Origin of the sequence: Kitasatospora xanthocidica, assembly GCF_014656195.1 — a bacterium.
Classification (GTDB): Bacteria; Actinomycetota; Actinomycetes; order Streptomycetales; family Streptomycetaceae; genus Kitasatospora; species Kitasatospora xanthocidica.
On sequence record NZ_BNBY01000013.1, the window covers coordinates 58,320 to 81,139 of the forward strand.

Here is a 22,820-nt window from a genome sequence, read left to right on the forward strand (position 1 = left end):
CGGTTCATGTCCAATCGGTGTGGTTGGTGCGGGGGCGTCCCGGCCGGGGCCGGCCGGGACGCCGGTCGGGTCACTGGCCGGTGGCGCCGAGGGCCTCGCCGAGGGCCGCGGTCAGCTCGCGGACGGTGGCGGCGTCGAAGAGCAGCTCGATGTCGAGCTCGCACGCGAGTTCCGCCTCCAGCCGGGAGACCAGCCGCAGGGCGCGCAGCGAGTCGCCGCCCAGCTCGAAGAAGTCGTCGTCCGGACCGACCTCCGGCAGGGCCAGGACCTCGCGGAACAGCCGGGTCACCAGCGCCTCGTGGTCCGCGGCGCCGGCGGGCCGGGCGGCCGGCGCGGCCTCGGCGGCGAACTGCGCCGGGGTGGGCAGGGCGAGCAGGTCGGTCTTGCCGGCCGGGGTGAGCGGCAGCTCGGCGAGGACGGCGACCGCCTCGGGGACCATGTACGAGGGCAGCGTGCGGCGCAGCTCGGCCTGGAGCCCGGGGGCGTCCGGCGCGGCGTCCCGGTCGGCGGGCACCACCCAGGCGACCAGCCGGCCCTCCCGGACGGCGACCGCGGCGCCGGCCACCGCGGGCAGGGCGAGCAGCACCTGCTCGATCTCGCCGGGCTCGATCCGGTAGCCGCGCAGCTTGAGCTGACGGTCCATCCGGCCGAGCAGTTCGACCCTGCCGTCGGGCAGGCGGCGGGCGTGGTCGCCGGTGCGGTACATCCGGCCGCCGGTGAACGGGTCGGTGACGAACCGCTCCGCCGTCAGTCCGGGGCGGCGCCAGTAGCCCTGGGCCACGCCGTCGCCGCCGATGCACAGCTCGCCGACGCAGCCGACCGGCAGCAGGGCGCCGTCGACGGTGTCCAGCACGTGCAGCACGGTGTTGGAGATCGGCCGGCCGACGGTGACCCGGGTGGTGCCGGCGGTGATCGGCTCGACGCTGGAGTACACCGTGGTCTCGGTCGGGCCGTACATGTTCCACACCGAGGAGCCGCGCTCGGCCAGCGGAGCGGCCAGGTCCGCCGGGAAGGCCTCGCCGCAGCTGTAGAGCCGGGGCCGGCCGGCGCCCTGCCAGCCGGAGTCCAGCAGCGCCCGGTAGCGGGAGGGGGTGGCCTGGAGCGCGGTGATGCCGTGTTCGACGGTGTAGCGGTCCAGCTCGCGGCCGCTCAGCCCGAGGGCCTGGCCGCCGACGTGGACGGTGCCGCCGACCGCGAGCGGCACCAGCAGCTCGGCCAGCGAGGTGTCGAAGCCGAGCGTGGTGAGGGCGAGGAAGCGGGTGTCGGCGTCCAGGCCCGGGTGGCGGCGGGCCAGGCTGTCCACCAGGTTCGCCAGCGCCCGGTGGCCGACGGCGACGCCCTTGGGGCGGCCGGTGGAGCCGGAGGTGAACATCAGGTAGGCGAGGCCGTCCGGCTGGGCGCCGGGGAGTTCGGTGGCGGCTTCGGTGCCGTCGGCGGTGCCGGTGAGGTCGAGGACGGTGAGGTCGAGGACGGTGCCCGCCCAGCCGGCCGTCGCGGGCGCGCCGGTGGCGTCGACCAGCACCACGGCCGGTTCGGCGTCCGCCAGGACCAGGGCGATCCGCTCCGCCGGGTGGGCCGGGTCGAGCGGGACGAACGCGGCCCCGGCCCGGGCGACCGCCAGCATCGCGGTGACCAGGTCGGCGCCCCGAGCCAGGCAGATGCCCACCCGGTCGCCCGGGCGCACCCCGTGCTCGGCCAGCCGGCGGGCCAGCGCGTCGGCGCGCAGGTCCAACTCCCGGTAGCCGTACCGGTTCTGCTGGTCGACCACGGCCGGGTGATCGGGCCGGGTACGGACCGCCCCGTCGATCAGAGCGGCCAGCAGCGCGGCCGGCTCGGTGCGGTCGATTTCGCTGCCGTTCCAGGTGTCGAGCTGTCGGGCGCGGACCTCCTCGGGCACGGCCAGCAGCTCCCCGACCGGGCGGCCCGGCTCGGCGGCGAAGCGGGTGAGCACCGCGACGACGTGGTCGAGCAGCGCCCGGGCCTCGTCCGGGGTGATCCGGCCGGTGTCCACCACGGCCTGCAGCTGCATCTCGGCGGCGGCCCGGACGACCAGGGTGACCGGGTAGTTGGTCCGGGTCTCGTAGCGGACGTCGTCCACCGTGACCGCGCCGTGGGAGAGCACCGCCTCGGTCCGGTCCGGGTAGTTCTCGACCACCACGACGGTGTCGAAGAGCGGTACGCCGGGGGCCGTCTCGGCCCAGCGCTGGATGTCGGTCAGCGCGGTGTGCTGGTGGTCCAGCACCGGGTGGCGGGTGGCGGCGTGCCGGGCCAGCCAGGCGTCGCCGGGCAGCTCCCGGTCGATCCGCACCCGCACCGGGACCGTGTTGATGAACATCCCGAGCATCTGCTCGACCCGGTCCAGGCCGACCGGACGCCCGGAGACGGTCACCCCGACCACCACGTCGTCGCGGCCGGAGTGGCGGGCGACCGTGCCCGCCCAGGCGGCCTCGACCAGGCCGCTGAGCGTGGTGGCGCCGGCGGCCGCCAGCCGCCGGAGCGCGCCGAGGGCCGCGGCGGGCAGCTCGGCCCGTACGGTGTGGAACCCGCCGGACGGCTTGGCACCCGGACGCGTCCCGGGCAGGCTCAGCGCCGCCGGCTCGCGGTAGCCGGCCAGGTAGCCCGTCCAGAACGCCCGGTCGCGCTCCGGCTCCTGACGGCCCAGCCAGGCGATGTAGTCGCGGAAGGCGGGCGGCGCGGGCAGCTCGGCGGTGCCGGCCGAGAGCCCGGCGGTCACCTCGGCCAGCAGCAGCGCGGCGGACCAGCCGTCCAGCAGCAGGTGGTGGTACGTCCACACCACCAGGTGCTCCCCGGGCAGGCGCAGCACCAGCAGCCGCATCAGCGGCGGCCGGGTCAGGTCGAAGCGCTCGCGGGCGCGCCGCTCCAGCTCCTCGGCGACGGCCGCCTCGCGGGCCGCCTCGTCCAGGCCGGTCAGGTCGCGGAACTCGATCGGCAGCTCGGCCTTCGGCAGCACCACCTGGTGCGGGGTGCGGATCCGCTCCCGGACGAAGGCCGTGCGCAGCACCGGGTGCCGGGCGATCGCCCGCTGCCAGGCCGCGCCCAGCAGGGCCCGGTCCAGCTCGCCGCGCACCCGGAAGGTGGTCAGCTCGACGTACAGGCCGTGCTCGGGGGAGGTGGTGCTGTGGTAGAGCATCCCCTCCTGGGTGGGCGAGAGGGGGTAGATGTCCTCGATGTCGTTCACTTTTTGCTGTCCTCTCCTGACCGGAACAGGGCGAGTACCCGGGCCAGGTCGTCTGCGCCGAGGTCGGCGTCCGCAAAGGCCTCGCGCGGCTCCTGCGGCGGGGCCGGGTCGGGGCCGGCGGGTGCGGTGGGCGGGGCGGTGGTGTCGGGCGCGGGCCCGGCGGCCGGTTCGCGGTCCGCGCGGAGCCGGGCGGCGAGCTGCCCGACGGTGGGGTGGGCGAAGAGGTCGCCGGGGGAGACGGCCAGTCCGAGCCGCTGGAGCTCGCCGGTGATCTGGACGATCAGCAGCGAGTCGCCGCCGAGCTCGAAGAGGCTGTCCTCGGGGCCGATGTCCGGGACGCCCAGCAGGCGGGACCAGACCGCGGCGATCCGCTCCTCCAGCTCCTCGAGGCCGGCCGGTCCGGCCTCCGGCGGCGCGGCCACGGTGGCGGAGGTTGGCGGGGTGTGCCCGGCCGCGCGGGGGCTGACCAGGACGTGCGGGAGGTGACGGTTGGCCAGGATCCGGTCGAACGCCAGCAGGCCCTCGCGGGTCGGGATCCCGCCCTGCTCGGCCCCGCCGGCCGGTGCCCCCGCGCTGTCCGGGCCGTGCGCCGGGGCCGGGCGCAGGACGAAGCCTTCGACGAGCACGCTCGGCGTGCCGTCCGGACCGGCGACGACCACGTCGACGACCAGCGTGCCGCCGGCCGCACCGGGGCGGCGCCGGACCCGGACGGTGGCGTCGGGCCCGAGCGGGCCGAGCACCACCAGGCGGCGGTAGGCCACCGGCAGGTGGCTGCCGGTACGGGCGGTGACGGCGCCGGTGGCGGTGTCCAGCAGCGCGGGGTGCAGCGGGTGCGCGGCCAGGTCGCCGTGGAACGGCTCGGGCAGGCGCAGCCGCAGCATCGCCTCGCCGTCGGCCTCGTTCTCGCGGACCTCGGTGACGCTCTCCCAGCGCGGCCCGGTGCGCAGCCCGCTGGCTCCGCCGGGCTGGTCCCCGGTGGCCGGGGCGACCGGCGCGCAGCGGGCCGCCAGCCCGTCCGCGTCGAGGAGCTCGGGGGCGTCGCCGCGGTGGGGCGCGATCCGGCCCTGGGCGTGCGGCCGGGCGGGCGCGGCGCTGGAGCGGACCTCCCACAGGTGCCCGCCGTCGGGCGCCGGACGCAGCCGCAGGGTGACCAGCGGCGGCCGGTCGGCGGGCATCCGCAGCGGGTGGGTGAAGACCGCGTCCAGCTCGACCGGACCGTCCCCGACGGCCAACCGGTGCCCGGCGACGGCGAGTTCGAGCAGCGCGGTGCCGGGCAGGACCGGGACGTCGCCGATCCGGTGCTCCTCGGCCGGCCAGCGGGTCTGCTCCGTGCCGCGCAGCCGCAGCTCCACCGTGCCGTCCGGCTCGGTGCGGCGGGCGTCGAACAGCGGGTGGTCGAGCACCTCGCCGCCGTCGAGCCAGTCGTGCAGGCCGGAGCGGACGGCCATGCCGGTCTGCGACCAGCGGTCCCAGCCGATCGACACCGCCGCCCGGGTGCCGGTGGCGAAGCTGTCCAGGAAGGCGTTGGCCCCGGTGTAGTCGGCCTGGCCGACCGCGCCGGTGACCGCCAGCGCCGAGGAGCAGAGCACCAGCACCGGCCGGTCGGCGGCGGTCAGCCGCTCCAGCAGGACGGTGCCCAGCACCTTGGGGGCGAGCACCCGGGCCATCTCGGCGGCGTCCCGCAGGGCGGTGACCCCGCCACCGGGCACCCCGGCGGCGTGCACCACCCCGGCGACCGGACCGTACGCGGCCCGGACCTCCCCGAGCGCGGCGGCCAGCGCCGCCTCGTCGGTGACGTCGGCCTGGACGAGGCAGAGCCGGGCGCCGTGCGCAGTCAGCCCGGCGAGGGCCTCGGCCAGCTCCGGCGGGCAGCTCGCGGCGGGCGCGGCGCCGGAGGGGCGCAGGCTCCGCCAGCCGTCCCCGTCCGGGATCTGGCGCCGGGTGAGCAGGACCAGGGTCCGCTCCGGGTCCCCGGCGAGCCGGCCGGCCACGGCCAGGCCGATGCCGCCGAGGCCGCCGGTGACCAGCCACACGCCGGACGGCGGGGCGGACGGCGGCGCGGACGGGTCGGTGAGCACCGGCCGGTCCGGGGCGGGCACCAGGTGCGCCCGGCCGCGGACCGCCGTCAGCGGCGCCGGGGCGTACTCGGAGCACAGCTGCGCCACCACGGCCTCGGCGGCGAGCGCCAGTTCGGCGGGCTCCCGGGACGGGCAGTCGAGGTCGAGCGCCTGCGCGGTGAGACCGGGCACCTCCTGCGGCAGCACCCGGACCGCGCCGAGCCCGACAGCGGCCTGCGGGGTGCGGGCGGGCTGCCCGTGCACCCCGTGCGCGGCGTCGGTGACCAGCAGCATCCGCAGCGGTCGGCCGGGGAACGCCTCGCCCAGGGCCCGGGCCAGCCGGACCGGGACGGTCAGCGAGCGCAGGGCGCCGTCGGCCGCCTCGGCCGGGGTGGCCCGCTCCAGCGGCGGGTCGTCCAGGGCCCAGCAGGAGACCACGGCGTCCGGCGGGGTGCCGCGACCGGCCAGGGCGGCGGCCAGCGCGGGGAAGGCGTCGGGGTGGTCGGGGTCGTCGGGGTCGAGGGTGAACCCGGTGCCGTCCGGACGGCCCGCATGGACCAGCGTGACCTCGGCACCGGCGGCGGTGAGCCGCTCGGCGACCGGCGCGGCGAGCCCGGCGCGGTCGGCGAGCAGCAGCACCGAGCGGGGGACGGGCCCGGTGCCGGCCGGCGGGAGGGCGGCGGTCCAGTTCAGCACGTGCAGCCAGGGGTCCACGTCGTCGGCGTCGGCCGGGGCCGGGACGGCGGAGGCGACCGGCGCGACGGGCGGGGTGGAGACGGCGGGCTCGGCGGGCTCGGTGGGCTCGAACCAGTGCCGGACCGGCTCGAACGGGTAGCCCGGCAGCGAGACGTGCCGGCGCCCGGCCCGCTCGCCGAGGGCGGACCAGTCGACCTCGGTGCCCCGCTCCCACAGCCGGGCCAGCGCGGTGAGCCGGGCCGGCGGCTGGCCGGCCTCGGCGCCGTCCGCCGAGAGCAGGCCGGGCGAGGGCAGGCCGGGCGACGGCAGGGCCAACGACGGCAGGGCCAACGACGGCAGGGCCAACGACGGCAGGGCCGCCCGGCCGGTGCCCAGGGTCCGGACCGCGAACCCGGTCAGGCCCCGGCCGGGGCCGAGCTCCAGCAGCGGGCCGTCCCCCGGCAGCGCGGCCAGCGCGTCGGCGAACCGGACGGTGTGCCGCAGCTGGCGCGCCCAGTACTCCGGCGACCTTGCCTCCTCGGCGGTCAGTTCACGCCCGGTCAGGCCGGAGACGACCGGCAGCGCGGGCGCCTGGACCGGCACGGTGGCCACCAGTCGGGCGAACTCCGCCAGCAGCGGCTCGGCGTCCCGGGAGTGGAAGGCGTGCCGGACCGCCAGCGGCCGGGCCGCGACGCCGCGCGCGGTCAGCCGCTCGGCCAGCCGCGCCACCGCCTCGGGGGCGCCGGCCACGACGCAGCGGTCGGGCGCGTTCACGGCTGCCAGCTCCGGGCCGTCCGGGTCGTCCAGCAGTGCGCGCAGCTCCTGCTCGGGCAGCGGGACGGCGAGCATCGCGCCGGGCGCCATGGTGCCCATCAGCCGGCCGCGTTCGGCCACCAGCCGGGCGGCGCCGTCCAGTTCGAAGACCCCGGCGGCGCAGGCGGCCGCGAACTCGCCGACGCTGTGCCCGGCCAGCGCGAGCGGCCGGACGCCGAGCGCCGTCCACCACGCGGTGAGCGCGTGCTCCACGGCGAACAGGGCGGGCTGGGCGACCTCGGTCCGGTCGAACAGGTCCGGGTGGGCCGGGTCGAGCAGCAGCGCGCGCAGCGGCGCGGCCGTCCACCGGGACAGGGCGTCCAGGCAGCGGTCCAGCGCGGCCCGGAAGACCGGCTCGGCGCGGTACGGCTCGGCGGCCATGCCCGGGCGGCCGGCGCCCTGCCCGGGGTAGAGGAAGGCGACCCCGTGGCCGGTGGCGGCGGCCCGGACGGGCCGGGAGCGCACGTCCTGCCGCCCGGGCCCGGCCAGGACGGTGCGCCGCCAGGGGTGGGGCCGGCGGCCGGTCTGCAGGGTGAACGCGGCGTCGGCCGCCGCGGGCGCCCCGGGTGCGGCCAGCGCCGCGCCGAGCCGTTCGGTGGCCCGGTCGAGGGCCGGTTCGGTGCGGGCGGACACCGGCAGCAGCTCCCAGCCGTCCGCCGGTCCGGCGGGCGCGGCCGGCAGCGGCGGGGCGTCCTGGAGGACCAGGTGGGCGTTGGTGCCGCCGATGCCGAAGGAGCTGACCCCGGCGATCCGGGCGCCGTCGTGGCCGGGCCACGGCTCGGCCGCGGTCAGCACCCGGAACAGGCCCGGGTCCAGCTCGGGGCTGGGGGTCTCGAAGTGGACGGTCGGCAGCAGCGTGCGGTGCTGCAGTGCGAGGACCGTCTTGATCAGTCCGGCCATCCCGGCGCAGGTGTCCAGGTGGCCGACGTTCGACTTGACCGCGCCGAGCACCCGGCGGGAGTCCGGCGCCTCGCCGAACACCCGGGCCAGCGCGGCGAGTTCGATCCGGTCGCCGAGCGCGGTGCCGGTGCCGTGCGCCTCCAGGCAGGACACCTCGCCGGGGGTGACCCCGGCCACCGACTGGGCCGCCGCGATGACCCGGACCTGGCCGTCCAGGCTCGGCGCGGTGAAGCCGACCTTGCGGTTTCCGTCGTTGTTGACCGCCGAACCGAGCAGCACGGCCCGGACGGTGTCGCCGTCGGCGACCGCGTCGGCCAGCCGCTTCAGCACCACCACGCCGACACCGCTGCCGAACACCGTGCCGGTCGCCGAGGCGTCGAACGGACGGCAGTGCCCGTCGGCGGAGAGGATCCCGCCCTCGGCGTGCAGGTAGCCCAGCCCCTGGCCGACCCCGGCGGAGACGGCGCCGGCCAGCGCCACGTCGCACTCGCCGCTCAGCAGCGCCTCGGCGGCCAGGTGGACCGCGACCAGGGCGGAGGAGCAGGCGCTCTGCACGCTCAGGCTCGGGCCGGTCAGGCCGAGCCGGTACGAGGTCTGGGTGGCGAGGTAGTCCTTGTCGCCCGCGGCCAGCCACTGGACCTCGGCCCGGTCGGCCAGGTGCGCCGCGCGGGGCAGCAGGTGGTGCGACAGGTAGGAGTTGAAGCCGGCCGAGGCGTAGACGCCCACCCCGCCCTCGACCCGGTCGGTGGCCTGCCCGGCGTCCTCGAGCGCGGTCACCGCGCACTGCAGGAACAGCCGGTGCTGGGGGTCCATCAGTTCGGCGTCCCGGGGCGGGATGCCGAAGTACTCGGCGTCGAACTCGGCCAGGCCCTCCAGCACGCCGCCCGCCCCGACGAACCGGGGGTCGGCCAGCCGCTCGGCCGGCACGCCCAGGGCGGCCAGCTCCTCGGGACCGCGGAAGGTGATGCTCTCCCGGCCCGCGACCAGGTTGGCCCAGAACGTCCCGGCGTCGGGGGCGCCGGGGAACCGGCAGGCGAGGCCGGTGACGGCGATCGCGTCCGGCAGGTCCGGCGGCGCGGCGGCCGGGGCCCCGGGGGCGTGGGTGGACATCGGGCTTTCTCCTTACGGGGTGGTGAGACGACGCGGCGCGGGGGCCGGGGGCCGGGCCGGGCACGGGGTGCCGGGCCCGGCCACCGGCCGTCCGGGTCAGCCGGTCGGGCCGGTGCCGGTGCCACCGCGGCGGGCGGCGCGGCGCCGCTCGTGGTGCCGGCCGCGGTCGCCGCCGACGGGCGGTGCGACGGGCGCTGCGGCCGCCGGGGCTTCCGTGGCTTCCGGAACGGGCGCGGGGGCCGGCCGGTCCAGCAGCTCGGCGAGGTGACGGATGGTCGGCCGGTCGAACATCTCGACCACCGACAGCTCCCGTCCGAACTCCTCGGTGATCCGCCGCTGGACCCGGACCAGGTGGATGGAGTTGGCGCCGGCCTCGAAGAAGTTGGTGTCGAGGTCGACCTCCGCGCCGTCCATCACCTCCCGCCACAGCGCGGTGAGCCGCTCCACCGTGCCGAGCCCGGCGGGCAGCGCCACCGGTCGCGGTGCGGCCGGCGCGGGTGCCGGAGTCGGAGCCGGGACGACCCGCGGAGCCGACGGAGCCGAAGCGGCCCGTGCCCCGGCGGAGCCGCCCAGCCGGGCCAGCGCCCCCCGGTCGACCTTGCCGTTGGCGGACAGCGGCAGCGCGTCGACCACCCCCACCCGCTGCGGCACCATGTAGCCGGGCAGCCGCGCGGCGAGCGCCTCGCGCAGCCCGAGCGTCCAGTCGGCACCGGCCTCCGGCTCCTCGGCCGCCGCGCCCGCCGGCCGGCCGCCGACCAGGGTGTGCAGCACGCTCTGGCCGTCCTCCAGCAGCAGCGCCCCGCGCAGCGGCTCGGCGAACACGTCGCCGATCGGGCAGAGCGCGACCGCGCAGTCGGCGGCCCGGTGGCGCAGCAGCTGCGCCATCGCCCCGGCCTCCAGCAGGCAGAAGCGGTCGGCGAGTTCGCCGTAGACCGGGGTGATCGCGGTGTTCCGGGCGACCAGGTGGATCGCGAAGCCGGCCCGGTCGATCAGCGGCCGGTTGGCCTCGCTGTAGAGCGCCGGGTCGAGTGCCAGCGCCGCGCCCGGCGCACCGTTCAGGGCGACCAGCGCCGGTCCGGCCGGGTCGACGTAGTAGGTGCCGGCGGCCAGGCCCTCGACCCCGCCCGGGGCGACGGCCAGGTAGGTCTGCACCGGGTACAGGCCGCCGGCCGAGCCGTAGGCGTACCGGGGCACGCCGTCCTCGTCCTGGCGGGCGAGCACGGTCAGCAGGGCGTGCAGGTCGGTCAGCCGGACCGGGCCGTCGGCGAAGCCGCTAGCGGCGCCGCGCAGGGCGGCGGCCCGGCGCAGGTCGAGGGTGTCGGCCGGCAGGGCGAAGGGCAGCACCTCACGGCCCGCCAGGTCGGCGCGGCGGCCGGGCTGGCGCAGTCGCGCCTCCAGCCGGCGGACCCGCTCGGCGTCCAGGGCCGGGGCCGCCGGGGTCGCCGCAAGAGCCGGGGAGGCCGGCTGCGGGCGGGCCGCCTCGCGGACCACGTAGGCCGCGAGCCGGGCACCGAGCCCGTCGCCCTCGACCAGCGCGGCCGCCTCCCGCACGCCGTCCATCCGGACCAGCGCCGACTCGATCTCGCCCAGCTCGATCCGCATCCCGCGCACCTTGACCTGGGAGTCCTCGCGGCCGAGGAACTCCAGGTCGCCGTCGGGCAGCAGCCGGGCCAGGTCGCCGGTGCGGTAGAGCCGCTCGCCGGTGACCGGGTGGCGGGGGAAGGCCCGGGCGGTGATCTCGGGGGCGTTGCGGTAGCCGACGGCCAGGCCCGCGCCGGTGATGAACAGGGCGCCGGCCACCCCGACCGGACGCGGCCGGAAGGCCTCGTCCAGCACGACCATGCCCTGGTTCCGCATCGGACGGCCGTACGGGATGCTCGGGCGGCCCGGCTCGACCGCGCCGACCGGGTGCAGCACCGACCAGATCGACGCCTCGGTGGCGCCGCCCAGGCTGATCACCTCGGCCTTGGGGGCGAGCGCGCGGACGTTGTCGGGCATGCCGACCGGGATCCAGTCCCCACTGAGCATGACCAGGCGCAGCGACTCCAGGTCGGCGGCCGGGTTGCCGTCGGCGTACGCCAGCAGCATCTCCATCAGCGCGGGGACGGAGTTCCAGACGGTGACCCGCTGCTCGGCGACCAGCCGGGACCAGCGCGCGGGGTCGCGCTCCTCGCCGCCGCCGACCAGCACCAGGGCGGCCCCGGCGGCGAGGGTGCCGAAGAGGTCGTACACCGAGAGGTCGAAGCCGAGCGAGGAGATCCCGAGCACCCGGTCGGACGGGCCGACCCGGAAGCGGTCGTTGACGTCCACCACGGTGTTCAGCGCACCCCGGTGGTCGATCATCACGCCCTTGGGGTCGCCGGTGGAGCCCGAGGTGTAGATGACGTACGCGAGGTCCGCCGGGGTGGTCGGCACCGCGGGCGGCGGGGTGTCGGCCGGGGTGGCCAGGGCCTGCTCGAAGGTCAGCAGGGTGACCCCGGCGGGTACGGCGTCCTCCGGGGTCCAGGACTCCCGGGCGAGCAGCGCGGTGGCCCCGGCGTGCTCCAGCGAGCGGGCGACCCGGGCGGCCGGGAGGCCGGCGTCCAGCGGCAGGTAGGCGCCGCCGGCCCGGATCACGCCGATCGCGGCGGCGACCTGCTCCCAGCCCCGGTCGGCGCGCACGCCGACCAGCTCGCCGGGGGCGACGCCGGCCGCGCGGAGCGCGTGGGCGACGGCCGCGGAGGCCCGCTCCAGCTCGTCGTAGGTCACCGTGCCGGTGGCCGAGACCACGGCGGTGCGCTCGGGCGCGGTCCGGGCCCGGTCGAGGAACGGCTCGTGCAGCAGCCCCTCGGGCAGCGGGCCGGTGGTGGCGTTGAGCGCGCGGTAGGCCTCGGCGTGGTCGGCGGGCAGCACGGGCAGGTGCGGGTCCGTCCAGGCCTCGGGCCGCTCGGCGAGCGTGGTGAGCAGCCCGGTGTAGGCCGCGAACATGGCGTCGAGCATGCCCTCGGGGAAGAGGTCCTCGACGGCGTCCCAGGTCAGCCGCAGCCGGCCCTCGTCCTCGGAGATCTGGTGGTCCAGCCAGACCTGCGGGGTCTGGGTGATGGTGTGGGCGACCTCGGCGCCCAGCTCCCGCAGCACCTCGCCGCCGCCGACGCCGTCGGCGCCGAGCTCGCTGGTGAAGACGACCGGCATGGCGGCCTCGGCCACCCCGCGCCGGCGGGCGAGTTCGCCGCCGACCCGGACGCCGCTGACCAACTGGTGGTCCAGGTCCTCCCAGAGCCGGTCCTGGAGTCGGCGGGCCCGGTCGGCGAAGGGGCCGGCGGTCGCGCCGTCCACCTCGAACAGGCTGAGCGCGGTGAAGTCGCCGACCATGGCGGCCAGGTCGGGGTGGTCGCCGACCCGGTTGAACAGGGTGAGGTTGAGGGTGAAGCGGTCGGCCGCCGCCCAGGTGCCGATCACGGTGGCGTAGGCGGCCAGGGCGAGCGCCGAGGGGGTGACCCGGCCGGTCGCGGCCCGGCTCTTCAGCCGCTCCCACAGCTCGGCGGGCAGGTGCGCCTCGCGGCGGCGGAACCTGGTCTGCGTCAGCTCCTCGGCGCGCCGCGCCAGCGGCAGCGCGGGGGCGGGCGCCAGGGTCTCCAGGCGGCCGTGCCAGTAGTCCAGGTCGCGCTGCAGGGCGGGGCCCTCGCGGCGGGCCTGTTCGGCCAGCACGTAGTCGCGGAAGGAGAGTTCGAGCGGGCGGGGGTCGAGCGAGCCCTGGTAGACGGCGAGCAGTTCGCGCAGCAGGATCTGCACGCTGCCGCCGTCGGCGATCAGGGTGTCGATGCTCAGGTGCAGCCGGACGTCCGAGCCCTCGGTCCGGCTGGCGCGCAGCTCGAACAGCGGCCAGGTGTCGGCGGGCAGCACCTGGTGCGACATCCGGGCGCGGGTGCCGGTGAGCCGCTCGGCCCGCTCCGGCTCCGGCAGTTCGCGCAGGTCGTCGACGGCCAGCGGGTACGCCGGCACCTCGGGCAGGACGCGCTGGGTGCCGTCCTCGCCGAAGACCAGGCGCAGCGCGTCGTGCCGGCGGACCATGGCCCGCCAGGCGTCCTGCAGCCTCAGCGGGTCGACGTCGGCGACGTCCACCTCCAGGTAGAGGTGGCAGGCGACGTCGCCGCCGACGGCGCCGCTGCGGCCGATCCAGTAGGCGCGCTGCACGTCGGTGAGCGGGAAGGGCTCGTGGCGGCGGGCCGGGTCGGGGAGCAGTTCGGTGCGCTCGGCGGGGGCCTCGGCGGCCCCGCCGGTGCCCAGCGCGTCCACGGCCCGGGCCAGGGCGGCCACGGTCGGCGAGTCGAACAGGGTGCGCAGCGGCAGCCGCACGTTCAGTTCGTCGCGGATGCCGGCGACCATCCGGGCGGCCAGCAGGGAGTGGCCGCCGAGCTCGAAGAAGTCCTCCCCGGTGCCGACCTCCTCGACGCCCAGGGCCTCGCGCCAGATCGCGGCGATCCGCTCCTCGGTGGGCGTGGCGGGCGGGGTGCGGTCGCGGCCGGCGGCGGGGACGGACTCCGGCGCGGGCAGCGCCGAGCGGTCGACCTTGCCGTTGGAGGTGAGCGGCAGCGCGTCGAGCGGGACGAACCGGGACGGGATCAGGAAGCCCGGCAGCTGCCCGGCCAGCGCGGCCCGCAGCTCGGCCGGGGCCGGCGGCGCGGCCGGGTCGGCCGGCACCAGGTAGGCGGCGAGCGCGGCCCGGGCGGTGCCCAGGCCGTAGGCGGTGACCACGCACTGGCGGACCGTGGGCAGCGCGGTGAGCGCGGCCTCGACCTCGCCGGTCTCGATCCGGAAGCCGCGGATCTTGACCTGGTGGTCGTTGCGGGAGAGGTACTGGATCCGGCCGTCGGCCAGGGTGCGGACCAGGTCGCCGGTCCGGTACAGCCGGGCGGCCTGGGCGGCGGACGTCGGGCCGGTGGACTCCGGGTCGGCGGACTGGGGGTCGGCGGACTCGGGGTCGGGGACGAAGCGTTCGTCGGTCAGCTCGGGCCGGCCGAGGTAGCCGGCCGTCACCCCGGCGCCGCCGACGAGGAGTTCGCCGGGCACGCCGACCGGCACCCGCCGCCCGTACGGGTCGAGCACGCGGACGGTGGTGCCGGCGATCGGGCGGCCGATGGTGACCAGGCCCTCGGCCGGGTCGACCTCGGCGGTGGTGGACCAGACGGTGGTCTCGGTCGGTCCGTACATGTTGCGGATCCGGCCGTCGAGGTGCCCGGCCAGGCGGCGCACCAGTTCGGCGTCGAGGGCCTCGCCGCCGAGCAGCAGCTGCCGCAGGCCGCGCAGGGCCGCCGGGTCGGCCTCGTCCAGCAGGGTGCGGGCCCGCGAGGGGGTGCACTGCAGGTGGGTGACGCCGTGGGCGCGGATCAGCGCGGTCAGTTCCTCGGCGGGAGCCGCGGCGGCCGGGGCGGCCGGGGTGGTGGCCGCGGTGCGGCGCAGCTCGGCCAGCCGGGGCAGGCCGGCCAGCGCGACGTCGGTGTCGACGCCGAAGTCGACCAGGCAGCCGATCTCGTCGACCCCGATCTCCGTGAGCCGTCGCAGCAGCGGCAGGCACTCCTCGGCGGTGCCGATCAGCGAACCGTGGCCCAGGTAGCGGGCGCAGGCGTGGTCGAGCAGCGCCTCCTGGTCCTCGGCGGTGAAGTCGCTGCTGCGGACGTCCATGCCGAGGCCGCGGGCCAGGTTCTCGATCAGCCCGACCGAGCTGCGCAGGTAGTCGCGGAACGGCTGCCAGGCGTGCGCCCGGACGTCGGCCGCGTCCGTGCCGACGTAGCTGTGCAGCATCAGGGTGACGTGCGGGTCGCCCGGGTGGCCGGCCTCGCGCCAGGCCTCGCGGTAGAGGGCGATCTTCTGGCCGAGCTCCTCGACGCTCTGGCCCAGCAGGTGGGTCAGCAGCCGGGCGCCGACCCGGCCGGCCGTACGGCAGGTCTCCGGGTTGCCCGAGGAGGTGAGCCAGTACGGCAGTTCGGCCTGGACCGGGCGGGGCAGCACCGCCACGTCGACGGTACGGCCGCCGGGCCCCTCGAAGGGGAGCCGCTCGCCGCGCCACAGCCGCCGGACCTGCTCGATCCCGCTCACGGTGAGCGCCTGGCGGTCCTGGTAGGAGTCCTTGGCGAGGACGAAGTCGTCGGCGTGCCAGCCCGAGGCGAAGGAGAGCCCGACCCGCCCGCCGGACAGGTTGTCGACGACCGACCACTCCTCGGCCACCCGGACGGGGTGGTGCAGCGGCAGCACCACGCTGCCGGCCCGGATGCCGATCCGCTCGGTGGCCTGGGCGATCGCGGCGGCCAGCACCGAGGGGGCCGGGAACGCCCCGCCGAAGGCGTGGAAGTGGCGCTCCGGCAGCCAGACGGCGGCGAAGCCGTTCGCGTCGGCGAAGCGGGCGCCCTCCAGCAGCAGCCGGTACTGGTCCGGGCCGGGCTCGGCGCCGGCGCTGTCGCTGGCGAAGGAGAAGAGGCTGAACTCGGGGACGGCCGGGACGGCCGGGACGGCCGGGGTGGCCGCCGTCGTGGTGACGGCGGGCAGCGCGGTGCCGGGGTCGGGGTTGACCACGACGCGGTGGCCCCGGCTGAGCGTCCAGAGCAGCTCCAGGACGGAGATGTCGAAGGAGACGCTGGTGACGGCCAGCCAGGTCGCGGGCTCCGCGCTGTCGGCGCCGTCCGCGAGCACCCGGTCCATCGCCGCCAGGAAGGCGGTGAGGTTGCGGCGCAGCACCACGACGCCCTTGGGGCGGCCGGTCGAGCCGGAGGTGTGGATGACGTACGCGGGGGCGTCCGGGTCCACCGGCGCCGCCTCGACGTTCGCTTCCAGGGCCTCGGCCGCCGGGGCGTCGAGGTCCAGCAGCGGGGCGCCGTCGGGTGCGGCGTCCAGGGTCGCGCCGTGCACCAGGACCACGGCGGGCCTGGCGTCCTCGACCACGTGGGCGAGCCGGGCCGCCGGGTAGTCGGGGTCGAGCGGCAGGTAGGCGGCGCCGGCCCGGAGCACGGCGAGCATGGCGGCGGGCAGGTCGGTGCCGCGGCGCAGGCAGAGGCCGACCCGGTCGCCGGGGCGGACCCCGGCGGCGCGCAGCCGGGCGAGCAGTTCGTCGACGCGGGCGTCCAGCCGGGCGAAGGTGAGGGCCTGGTCGGGGCGGCCGCCGGGCAGCACGGCCTCGGCGTCGGGGCGGGTGCGGACGGCCTCGGCGAAGGCGGTCACGACGTCCGGCGCGTCCTCGGGCAGCGGGCCGCCGTCCCCGGCGGAGGCCAGCAGGGCCTGCTCGACGGGGGTGAGCGCGAGCAGGTCGGACAGGTGCAGGCCGGGGTCGGCGGCGCCGCAGGCGAGCACCCGGCGCAGCGCCTCGGTCAGGTCGAGCACGGTGCCGTCGTCGAACAGGTCCCGGCTGAACTCGCAGACGCCGGTGGTGAGTCCGCCGTCGCGGGCGAGCTCCAGGCTCAGGTCGGTGCGACAGAGGCCGTTGTCCAGCTCGACGAGCTCGACCGTCACGCCGGGCAGGGCGATGTCGGGGGCGGGCACGTTCCGGTAGCCGAACTGCACCTGGTAGAGCGGGGCGTGGCTGAGGTCGCGGTCCGGGCGCAGCTCGCGGACGAGGCGTTCGAAGGGCACCTGGGCGTGGGCGAGCGCGCCGAGCGCGGTCTCCCGCACCCGGTCGAGCAGCTCGCCGAAGGTCGGGTCGCCGGAGAGGTCCGAGCGCAGCACCAGGCTGTTGACGAACATGCCCACGAGACCGGCGAGTTCGGGCCGGTCGCGGCCCGCGGTGGGCACTCCGACCACGACGTCCTGCTGACCGGAGTGGCGCATCAGGACGGCCTGCCAGGCCGCCAGGGTGACCATGAACGGGGTGGCCCGGGCGACGCGGGCCGCCTGCTCCACGGCCTCGGTGGTGGCCGCGTCCAGGGTGAAGTGCACCCGGCCGCCCCGGTGGCTGGGCACGGCCGGCCGGGGCCGGTCGGTGGCGAGCTCCAGGACGTGCGGGGCGCCGTCCAGCCGCTCGCGCCAGTAGCCGAGCGGCTCGGCCAGCGCGGCGTCGGTGAGTTCGTCGCGCTGCCACTGCGCCCAGTCGGCGTACTGCACGGTGAGCGGCTCGGGCGCCGGGCCGCCGTCGCGGAAGGCCCGGTAGCGGGAGCAGAGCTCCTCCACCAGCACCGCGCGGGACCAGGCGTCGCCGACCAGGTGGTGGTTGACCACGACCAGCAGGGCGCGCTCGGGCGCGGAGCGGATCAGCAGGGCGCGCAGCAGCGGGCCGTGCTCCGGGTCGAACGGCAGGGCCGCCTCCCGTTCGGCCAGCTCGCGCTCCCGCTCCTCGCTCCAGCCGGCCTCGCCCTGCCCGGGCTCGACCACCCGGAGCACCGGGCCGGTGTGCTCCAGCACCCGCTGCACCGGGCCGTCCTGGCCGGCGGCGACGACGGTGCGCAGCGCCTCGTGCCGTTCCACCAGGCCGGTCAGCGCGGCCTCCAGGGCGGCGACGTCCAGCGGTCCGGTCAGCCGCAGCCCGACGTACTCGTTGAAGACGCCGAGGCCGGGGGAGAGCTGCTCCACGAACCAGAGCCGCTCCTGGCCGAAGGACAGCGGCGCGGGCAGGGCCCGGTCGCGCGGCGGCAGCGCGGGCGCGGCGGTGGCGGAACCGGTGGCGGAGCCGGTGGCGGTGGCCGGGGCCGCGCCGGCGCGGCCCCGGGCGCGGGCCTCGAAGGCGGCGCGCTGCTCGGGGGTGAGCCGGGCGAGGCGGTCCTCGCGGCCCCGGGGGTTCCGGTCTGCGGGGTTGGTCACTGCTGCTCCAGTTCGGCGATGATGCGGTCTTCGATCTCGACGGCGAGGTCGGCGATGCGGCCGCCCTCGAAGAACACCCGGGCGGGGACGTCGACCTCGAACTCGGCCCGGAGCCGGGCCGCGACCTGGGCGGCCAGCAGCGAGTGGCCGCCGAGCTCCAGGAAGTCGTCCTCCACCCCGACCCGGTCGAGGCCGAGCAGTTCGGCGTAGATCTCGGCCAGCCGCTCCTCGGTCGGGGTGGCCGGGGCGGTGTACGGCGTGGCGAGTTCGGGGCGGGGCAGGGCCGCGGTCCGGGGCTGGTCGGCGCCCGGGGCGGTGGAGGTGCGCAGCGCGCCGTCCACGACGGCGGCGCCGACCCGGGCCACCACGGCCCGTCCGGGCGGGCCGTCCAGCAGGGCGGCGAAGGCGCGGGCGCCCTGCTCGGGGGTGAGCGCGCCGGCCAGCATGTCGGCCTGGAAGGCGCGCAGGGCCTCGGGCACCTCGGCCTGGCTGGCCATGCCGACCTGGGCCCACATGTCCCAGTCGACCGCCACCGCGTGGCGCTCGCCGCGGGCCGCCTCGGCCTCCGCGACGGCGCCGAGGTAGGCGTTGGCGGCCGCGTAGTCGGCCTGCCCGTAGGTCGGGATCAGGGTGGCGAGCGAGGAGCAGAGCACCAGTACCTCGGCCTCGCCGGGCTGCAGCGCGTCGAGCAGGTGGCGCAGGCCGGCGGTCTTCGGGGCGAGCACGGCGCGCATGCTGTCGTCGGAGCGCAGTTCGACCGAGCCGCCGCCGGGCACGCCGGCCGCGTGGATCACGCCGTCGATCCGGCCGAAGGCCGAACGGGCCTGGTCCAGCGCCCGGTTCAGCGATTCGGCGTCGGTGACGTCGGCCCGGACGGCCAGTACCTCGGCGCCGGCCTCGCGCAGGGCGTCCAGGGCGGTGGCGGCGCTCTGGTCGCCGGCGCCGCGGCCGATCAGGACGAGCCGGGCGGCGCCGGCCCGGGCCAGCGAGCGGGCGAGGGTCAGGCCGATGCCGCCGAGGCCGCCGGTGATCAGCCAGGTGCTGCCGGCCCGCACCCGGGCGGGGGAGGCCGGGACGGGGCGCTCGGCGCGCTCCACGGTGCGGGTGAGCAGGGTGGAGCCGCGCAGGGCGAGCAGCCGGGCCGGGCCGGTGAGCGCGGCGCGCACCACGGCGGTGGCGGCGGCCTCGTCGAGCGCCGTCCCGGGGGCGAGGTCGACCTGGGTGCAGCGCAGGTTGCGGTACTCCTCGCCGAGCACCTGGACCGGGCCGCTGAGCAGGGCCGCGGCGGGCCGGGGCCGTTCGCCGGGGGCGGCCGGGAAGGCCCCGGCGGTCAGCACGCCGAGCCGCACCTCGTGCACGACGCTCTCGGCGGACATCGCCCGGGCGAGGTTGACCAGGCCGAAGTAGCCGTCGGTCTCGTCCGCGGTCTCGTCCAGCCCCCAGCCGTACAGGACGGCGGTGGGCGTACGGACCAGGGCGCGCAGGTCGGCGAGCAGCTTGGCGTACTGGGCCGGGTCGGCGGGGTCGAGCTCGTAGACGCCGCGGCGCACCCGCCGGTAGCCGGGCCCGGGCTGGACGGTGGTGACGATCTGTCCGCGCGCGGTCAGCAGGTCCACCAGGGGCTGGGCGGTGGCGGCCCGGTCCAGCAGGACCAGCCAGGTCTGGCGGCGGCCGGCCAGCGGGTCCTCCCCGGCCGGTTCGGCGAGCGGGCGCCAGGCGATGGTGGCGTGCACCGCGTCGAGCTCCGCGACGGGCAGCGCGGTGGCGGGGGCGTGGCCGGGCGGGGTCGGCTCGATCCAGTGCGGCAGCCGCTCGAAGGGGTAGCCGGGCAGGGTGGCGGGGCGGGCGGTGGCCGCCGGCGGCTCCCAGTCGACCGGGACGCCGTGCGTCCACAGGCTGCCGAGGGCCAGCACGGCACTGGCCGGCTCGTCCTCGGGGCCGCGGCGGCCGCGGGTCGGCAGCGGGGGCTGGGCGAGCCGGAGTCCGTCGCCCTCGGCGGCCGAGCGGACCAGGTCGGTGAGCACGCTGCCGGGGCCGGTCTCCACCAGCACCAGCCGCTCGTCGAGCGCGGCGAGCCGGGTGAGCCCGTTGTGGAAGCGCACCGGGGAGAGCATCTGGCGCGTCCAGTAGCCGGGGTCGGTGGCCTGCTCCGGGGTGATCCAGTCGCCGGTGAGGTTGGAGAGGAACGGCACGGTGGGCTCGCGCAGCGTCACCCCGGCCAGCTCGGCGGCGAACCGCTCGGCGGCCGGGGCGCACAGGGCGCTGTGGAAGGCGCGGTCGACCGGCAGCGGCAGGCCGCGCAGGCCGCGCTCGCCGAGTTCGGCGGCGGCGCGTCCGGCGGCCTCGGCGGTGCCGGAGAGCACGGCGGCGGCCGGTCCGTTGACGGCGGCCAGGTCCAGGCCGTGCCGGGCGGCGAGTTCGGCGGCCGCGGGCTCGTCCAGCGGGACGGCCAGCATCGCGCCGGGCGCGGTCTCCTCCATCAGCCGGCCGCGGGCGGCGACCAGGGCGAGCGCCTCGGGCAGGTCGAGGACGCCGGAGAGCAGCGCGGCGGTGTACTCGCCGAGGCTGTGGCCGAGCAGCGCGGCCGGGCGGACGCCCCAGTGCCGCCAGAGGGCGGCCGTGGCGTGGCCGACGGCCAGCACGGCGGGCTGGGTGATCGAGCTGCGGCGCAGCAGGTCGGTGTCGCCGTCGCGGAGCAGGTCGACCAGGTCCAGGCCCAGGTGCGGGCGCAGCAGCTCGGCGGCCTCGTCCAGGGCGGTCCGGAACACCGGGTGCGACCGGTGCAGGCCGAGGGCCATGCCGGGGTACTGGGCGCCCTGACCGGGCAGCAGGAAGGCGACGGGGGCGGCGCCCTGTCCGGCGCGGGCGCGGACGGACTCCCGGCGGCCGCCGCCGCGCAGCGCGGCCACGGCCTCGGCGGTGGACTTCGCGACCACGACCCGGCGCTGGACCAGCTGGCGGCGGCCGGTGCGCAGCGTCCGGGCGACGTCGGCCAGCGGGCGGTCGGGGTGGGCGGCGAGGTCGTCGGCGAGCCGCTCGGCGGCGGTGTCCAGCGCGCTGCCGGTCCGGGCGGAGAGGGGGAGCGCGACGGGCAGGGCGGCGGGCGCGTCGGCGCTCGCGCGGGCGGCCGGGTCGGGGGCCTGCTCCAGGACGACGTGCGCGTTGGTCCCGCCGATGCCGAAGGCGCTGACGGCGGCCCGGCGCGGGCCCCCGGCGACCGGCCAGTCGGTGAGGGCGGAGGGGACGAAGAACGGGCTGTCGGCCAGGCCGAGTCCGGGGTTGACGGACTCGGCGTGCAGGCTGGCCGGGATCCGGCCCTCGCGGACGGTGAGGATGGTCTTGATCAGGCCGGTGACGCCGGCGGCGGTGTCCAGGTGGCCGAGGTTGGACTTGACCGAGCCGAGGCCGCACCAGCCGGCAGTGGTGGGCGGTTCGGCGTCCTGCTCGGCGCGGAAGGCGGCGGTGAGCGCCTCGACCTCGATCGGGTCGCCGATCGGGGTGCCGGTGCCGTGCGCCTCGACGTAGCCGATGCTGTCCGGGGCGACACCCGCGACGGAGAGCGCCTCGCGGATCACGGCGGTCTGCCCGGCCACCCCGGGAGCGGTGTAACCGGCCTTGTTGGCACCGTCGTTGTTGACGGCCGAGCCGAGGACGACGGCGTGCACCCGGTCGCCGTCGGCGAGCGCGTCGGCGAGCCGCTTGAGCACCACGACGCCCGCGCCGTTGCCGAAGACCGTGCCGGCCGCCTCGGCGCCGAAGGGCCGGCAGTGCCCGTCCGGCGACTCGATGCCGCCGGGCACCGGCAGGTAGCCCGAGCGGTGCGGCACGGTGACGGTGACGCCGCCGGCCAGCGCCAGGTCGCACTCCTCGGACAGCAGGCTCTGCACCGCGAGGTGCACCGCCACCAGCGAGGTCGAGCAGGCGGTCTGCACGCTGACCGCCGGGCCGCGCAGGTTGAGCTTGTACGCGGCCCGGGCGGCCAGCTGGTCGGGCTGGTTGCCCTGGAAGAGCATCGGCACGCCGAGCGAGTCCCGCAGGTCGGTGCGCGGCAGCAGGTTGTGGATCAGATAGGTGCTCAGCAGCGAGCCGGCGTAGACCGCGATCGGCCCGGGCGCCCGGTCGGGGTCGCAGCCGGCGTCCTCCAGCGCCTCCCAGGCGCACTCCAGGAACAGCCGCTGCTGGGGGTCGATGACCGAGGCCTCCAGCGCGTTGTAGCCGAACAGCTGGGAGTCGAAGCCGGCGACGTCCGCCAGCACGCCCTTGGCGGCCACGTACCCGGGCTTGCCGGCCTCGGCCTGCGGCACGCCGGCGGCCCGCAGCTCCTCGGGGCCGAACCGGCTGATCGCCTCGGTGCCGGCTGCCAGCAGCTCCCACAGCGCGTCGACGGAATCGGCTCCGGGGAAGCGGCCCGCGAGGCCGACGACGGCGACCCGGCCGTCGGTCTCGGCCGCGTCGGGAAGGTCCGGCTGTGCGTTCAAGGTGTTCTCCGTGGTGTGGTGGGCTCCGCCGGCGGCGGGCGGGCGGGAGCGGGGTCGACCGGGTGCGGCCGGGGGAGGACCGGGGCTCAGACCGCCATCAGGTAGCGCTGGAAACGGGGCATCAGGAACTCCAGGGCGCGGACCTCGACGGGCGTCAGCTCCGGGTGCCAGACGTCCCAGAGCAGGACGGCGCGCTGCTGGGTGCCCTTGTTCCAGGCCTCGTGGATGAAGCTGTCGTCGAAGAGGATCACCTTGCCCTCCTCCCAGCCGCGCTCGTCGTCGGCGACCTTGATGCGGCAGCCGGGCGGGACGACCAGCGGCAGGTGCGCGGTGAGCAGCAGGTTCACGCCGCCGGTGTGCGGGGTGATGTGCACACCGGGGTTGAGGACGGTGAACATGCCGTCGCGCGGCCCGTGCGGGGTCGCGGACACGGCGGCGTGGGTCTCCGGGCAGCGCTCCGGGACCTCCTCGCGCCAGCTGCCGTTGCGGTAGAGCTGGTAGGTGTCCCAGCCCTGCCAGCCGAGCTCCTTGGTGTAGAGGTCCTCGTACGGGGCGAACCGGGCCTGCTCCTCGCGCAGCGCCAGGAACTCCGCCTTGATCGCCTCGTACGCCCCCTCCACCCGGGCCACCCAGGGCAGTTCGGCGGTGTCGTGCCAGGGCAGGGCGCTGATCCCGGGGAAGAACAGCCGGGTCGGCTCCTGGTCGTCGTGCAGGTACTCCGGGGCCTGCTCCCCGGTGAGGATGCGCAGGCACTCCTCGACCCGCTCCAGGCCCCCGGTGTCGCCGAGGTGGCCGTGCAGCTCCGTCATCACGCTCTGGACGTCCATG

General features: G+C 77.4%; 5 protein-coding genes. All 5 read right to left on the bottom strand.

Translation table 11 applies throughout. The annotated features are described in order from the left end of the window. Nucleotides 1-70 precede the first annotated feature (70 nt). On the bottom strand, nt 71-3,199 hold the full coding sequence (locus IE332_RS23040; RefSeq protein WP_189919596.1) for a non-ribosomal peptide synthetase: 3,129 nt from the start codon (nt 3,197-3,199) through the stop codon (nt 71-73). Further along, nucleotides 3,196-8,754 carry a type I polyketide synthase gene (locus IE332_RS23045; protein WP_189919599.1) on the bottom strand — a complete coding sequence of 1,853 codons (5,559 nt, stop codon included), beginning with the start codon at nt 8,752-8,754 and terminating at the stop codon, nt 3,196-3,198. The genes IE332_RS23040 and IE332_RS23045 overlap by 4 nt, the downstream gene beginning before the upstream one ends. Nucleotides 8,755-8,850: 96 nt before the next feature. Then, on the bottom strand, nt 8,851-17,514 hold the full coding sequence (locus IE332_RS23050; RefSeq protein WP_189919601.1) for a non-ribosomal peptide synthetase: 8,664 nt from the start codon (nt 17,512-17,514) through the stop codon (nt 8,851-8,853). Beyond that, nucleotides 17,511-21,992 (bottom strand): type I polyketide synthase, encoded by a 4,482-nt coding sequence (locus IE332_RS23055; protein ID WP_189919602.1) that lies wholly within the window; start codon nt 21,990-21,992, stop codon nt 17,511-17,513. Before IE332_RS23055 ends, IE332_RS23050 begins: the two co-directional genes overlap by 4 nt. 86 nt (nt 21,993-22,078) lie before the next feature. Continuing rightward, nucleotides 22,079-22,819, bottom strand: a complete 741-nt coding sequence (locus tag IE332_RS23060) for an aspartyl/asparaginyl beta-hydroxylase domain-containing protein (RefSeq protein WP_189919605.1) — start codon at nt 22,817-22,819, stop codon at nt 22,079-22,081. Between the last annotated feature and the right edge of the window lies 1 nt (nt 22,820).

Excerpts from the sequence above, each read along its gene's own strand:
- IE332_RS23060 (WP_189919605.1), bottom strand. The coding sequence starts at position 22,819 with ATGGACGTCCAGAGCGTGATGACGGAGCTGCACGGCCACCTCGGCGAC.
- IE332_RS23045 (WP_189919599.1), bottom strand. The coding sequence starts at position 8,754 with ATGTCCACCCACGCCCCCGGGGCCCCGGCCGCCGCGCCGCCGGACCTG.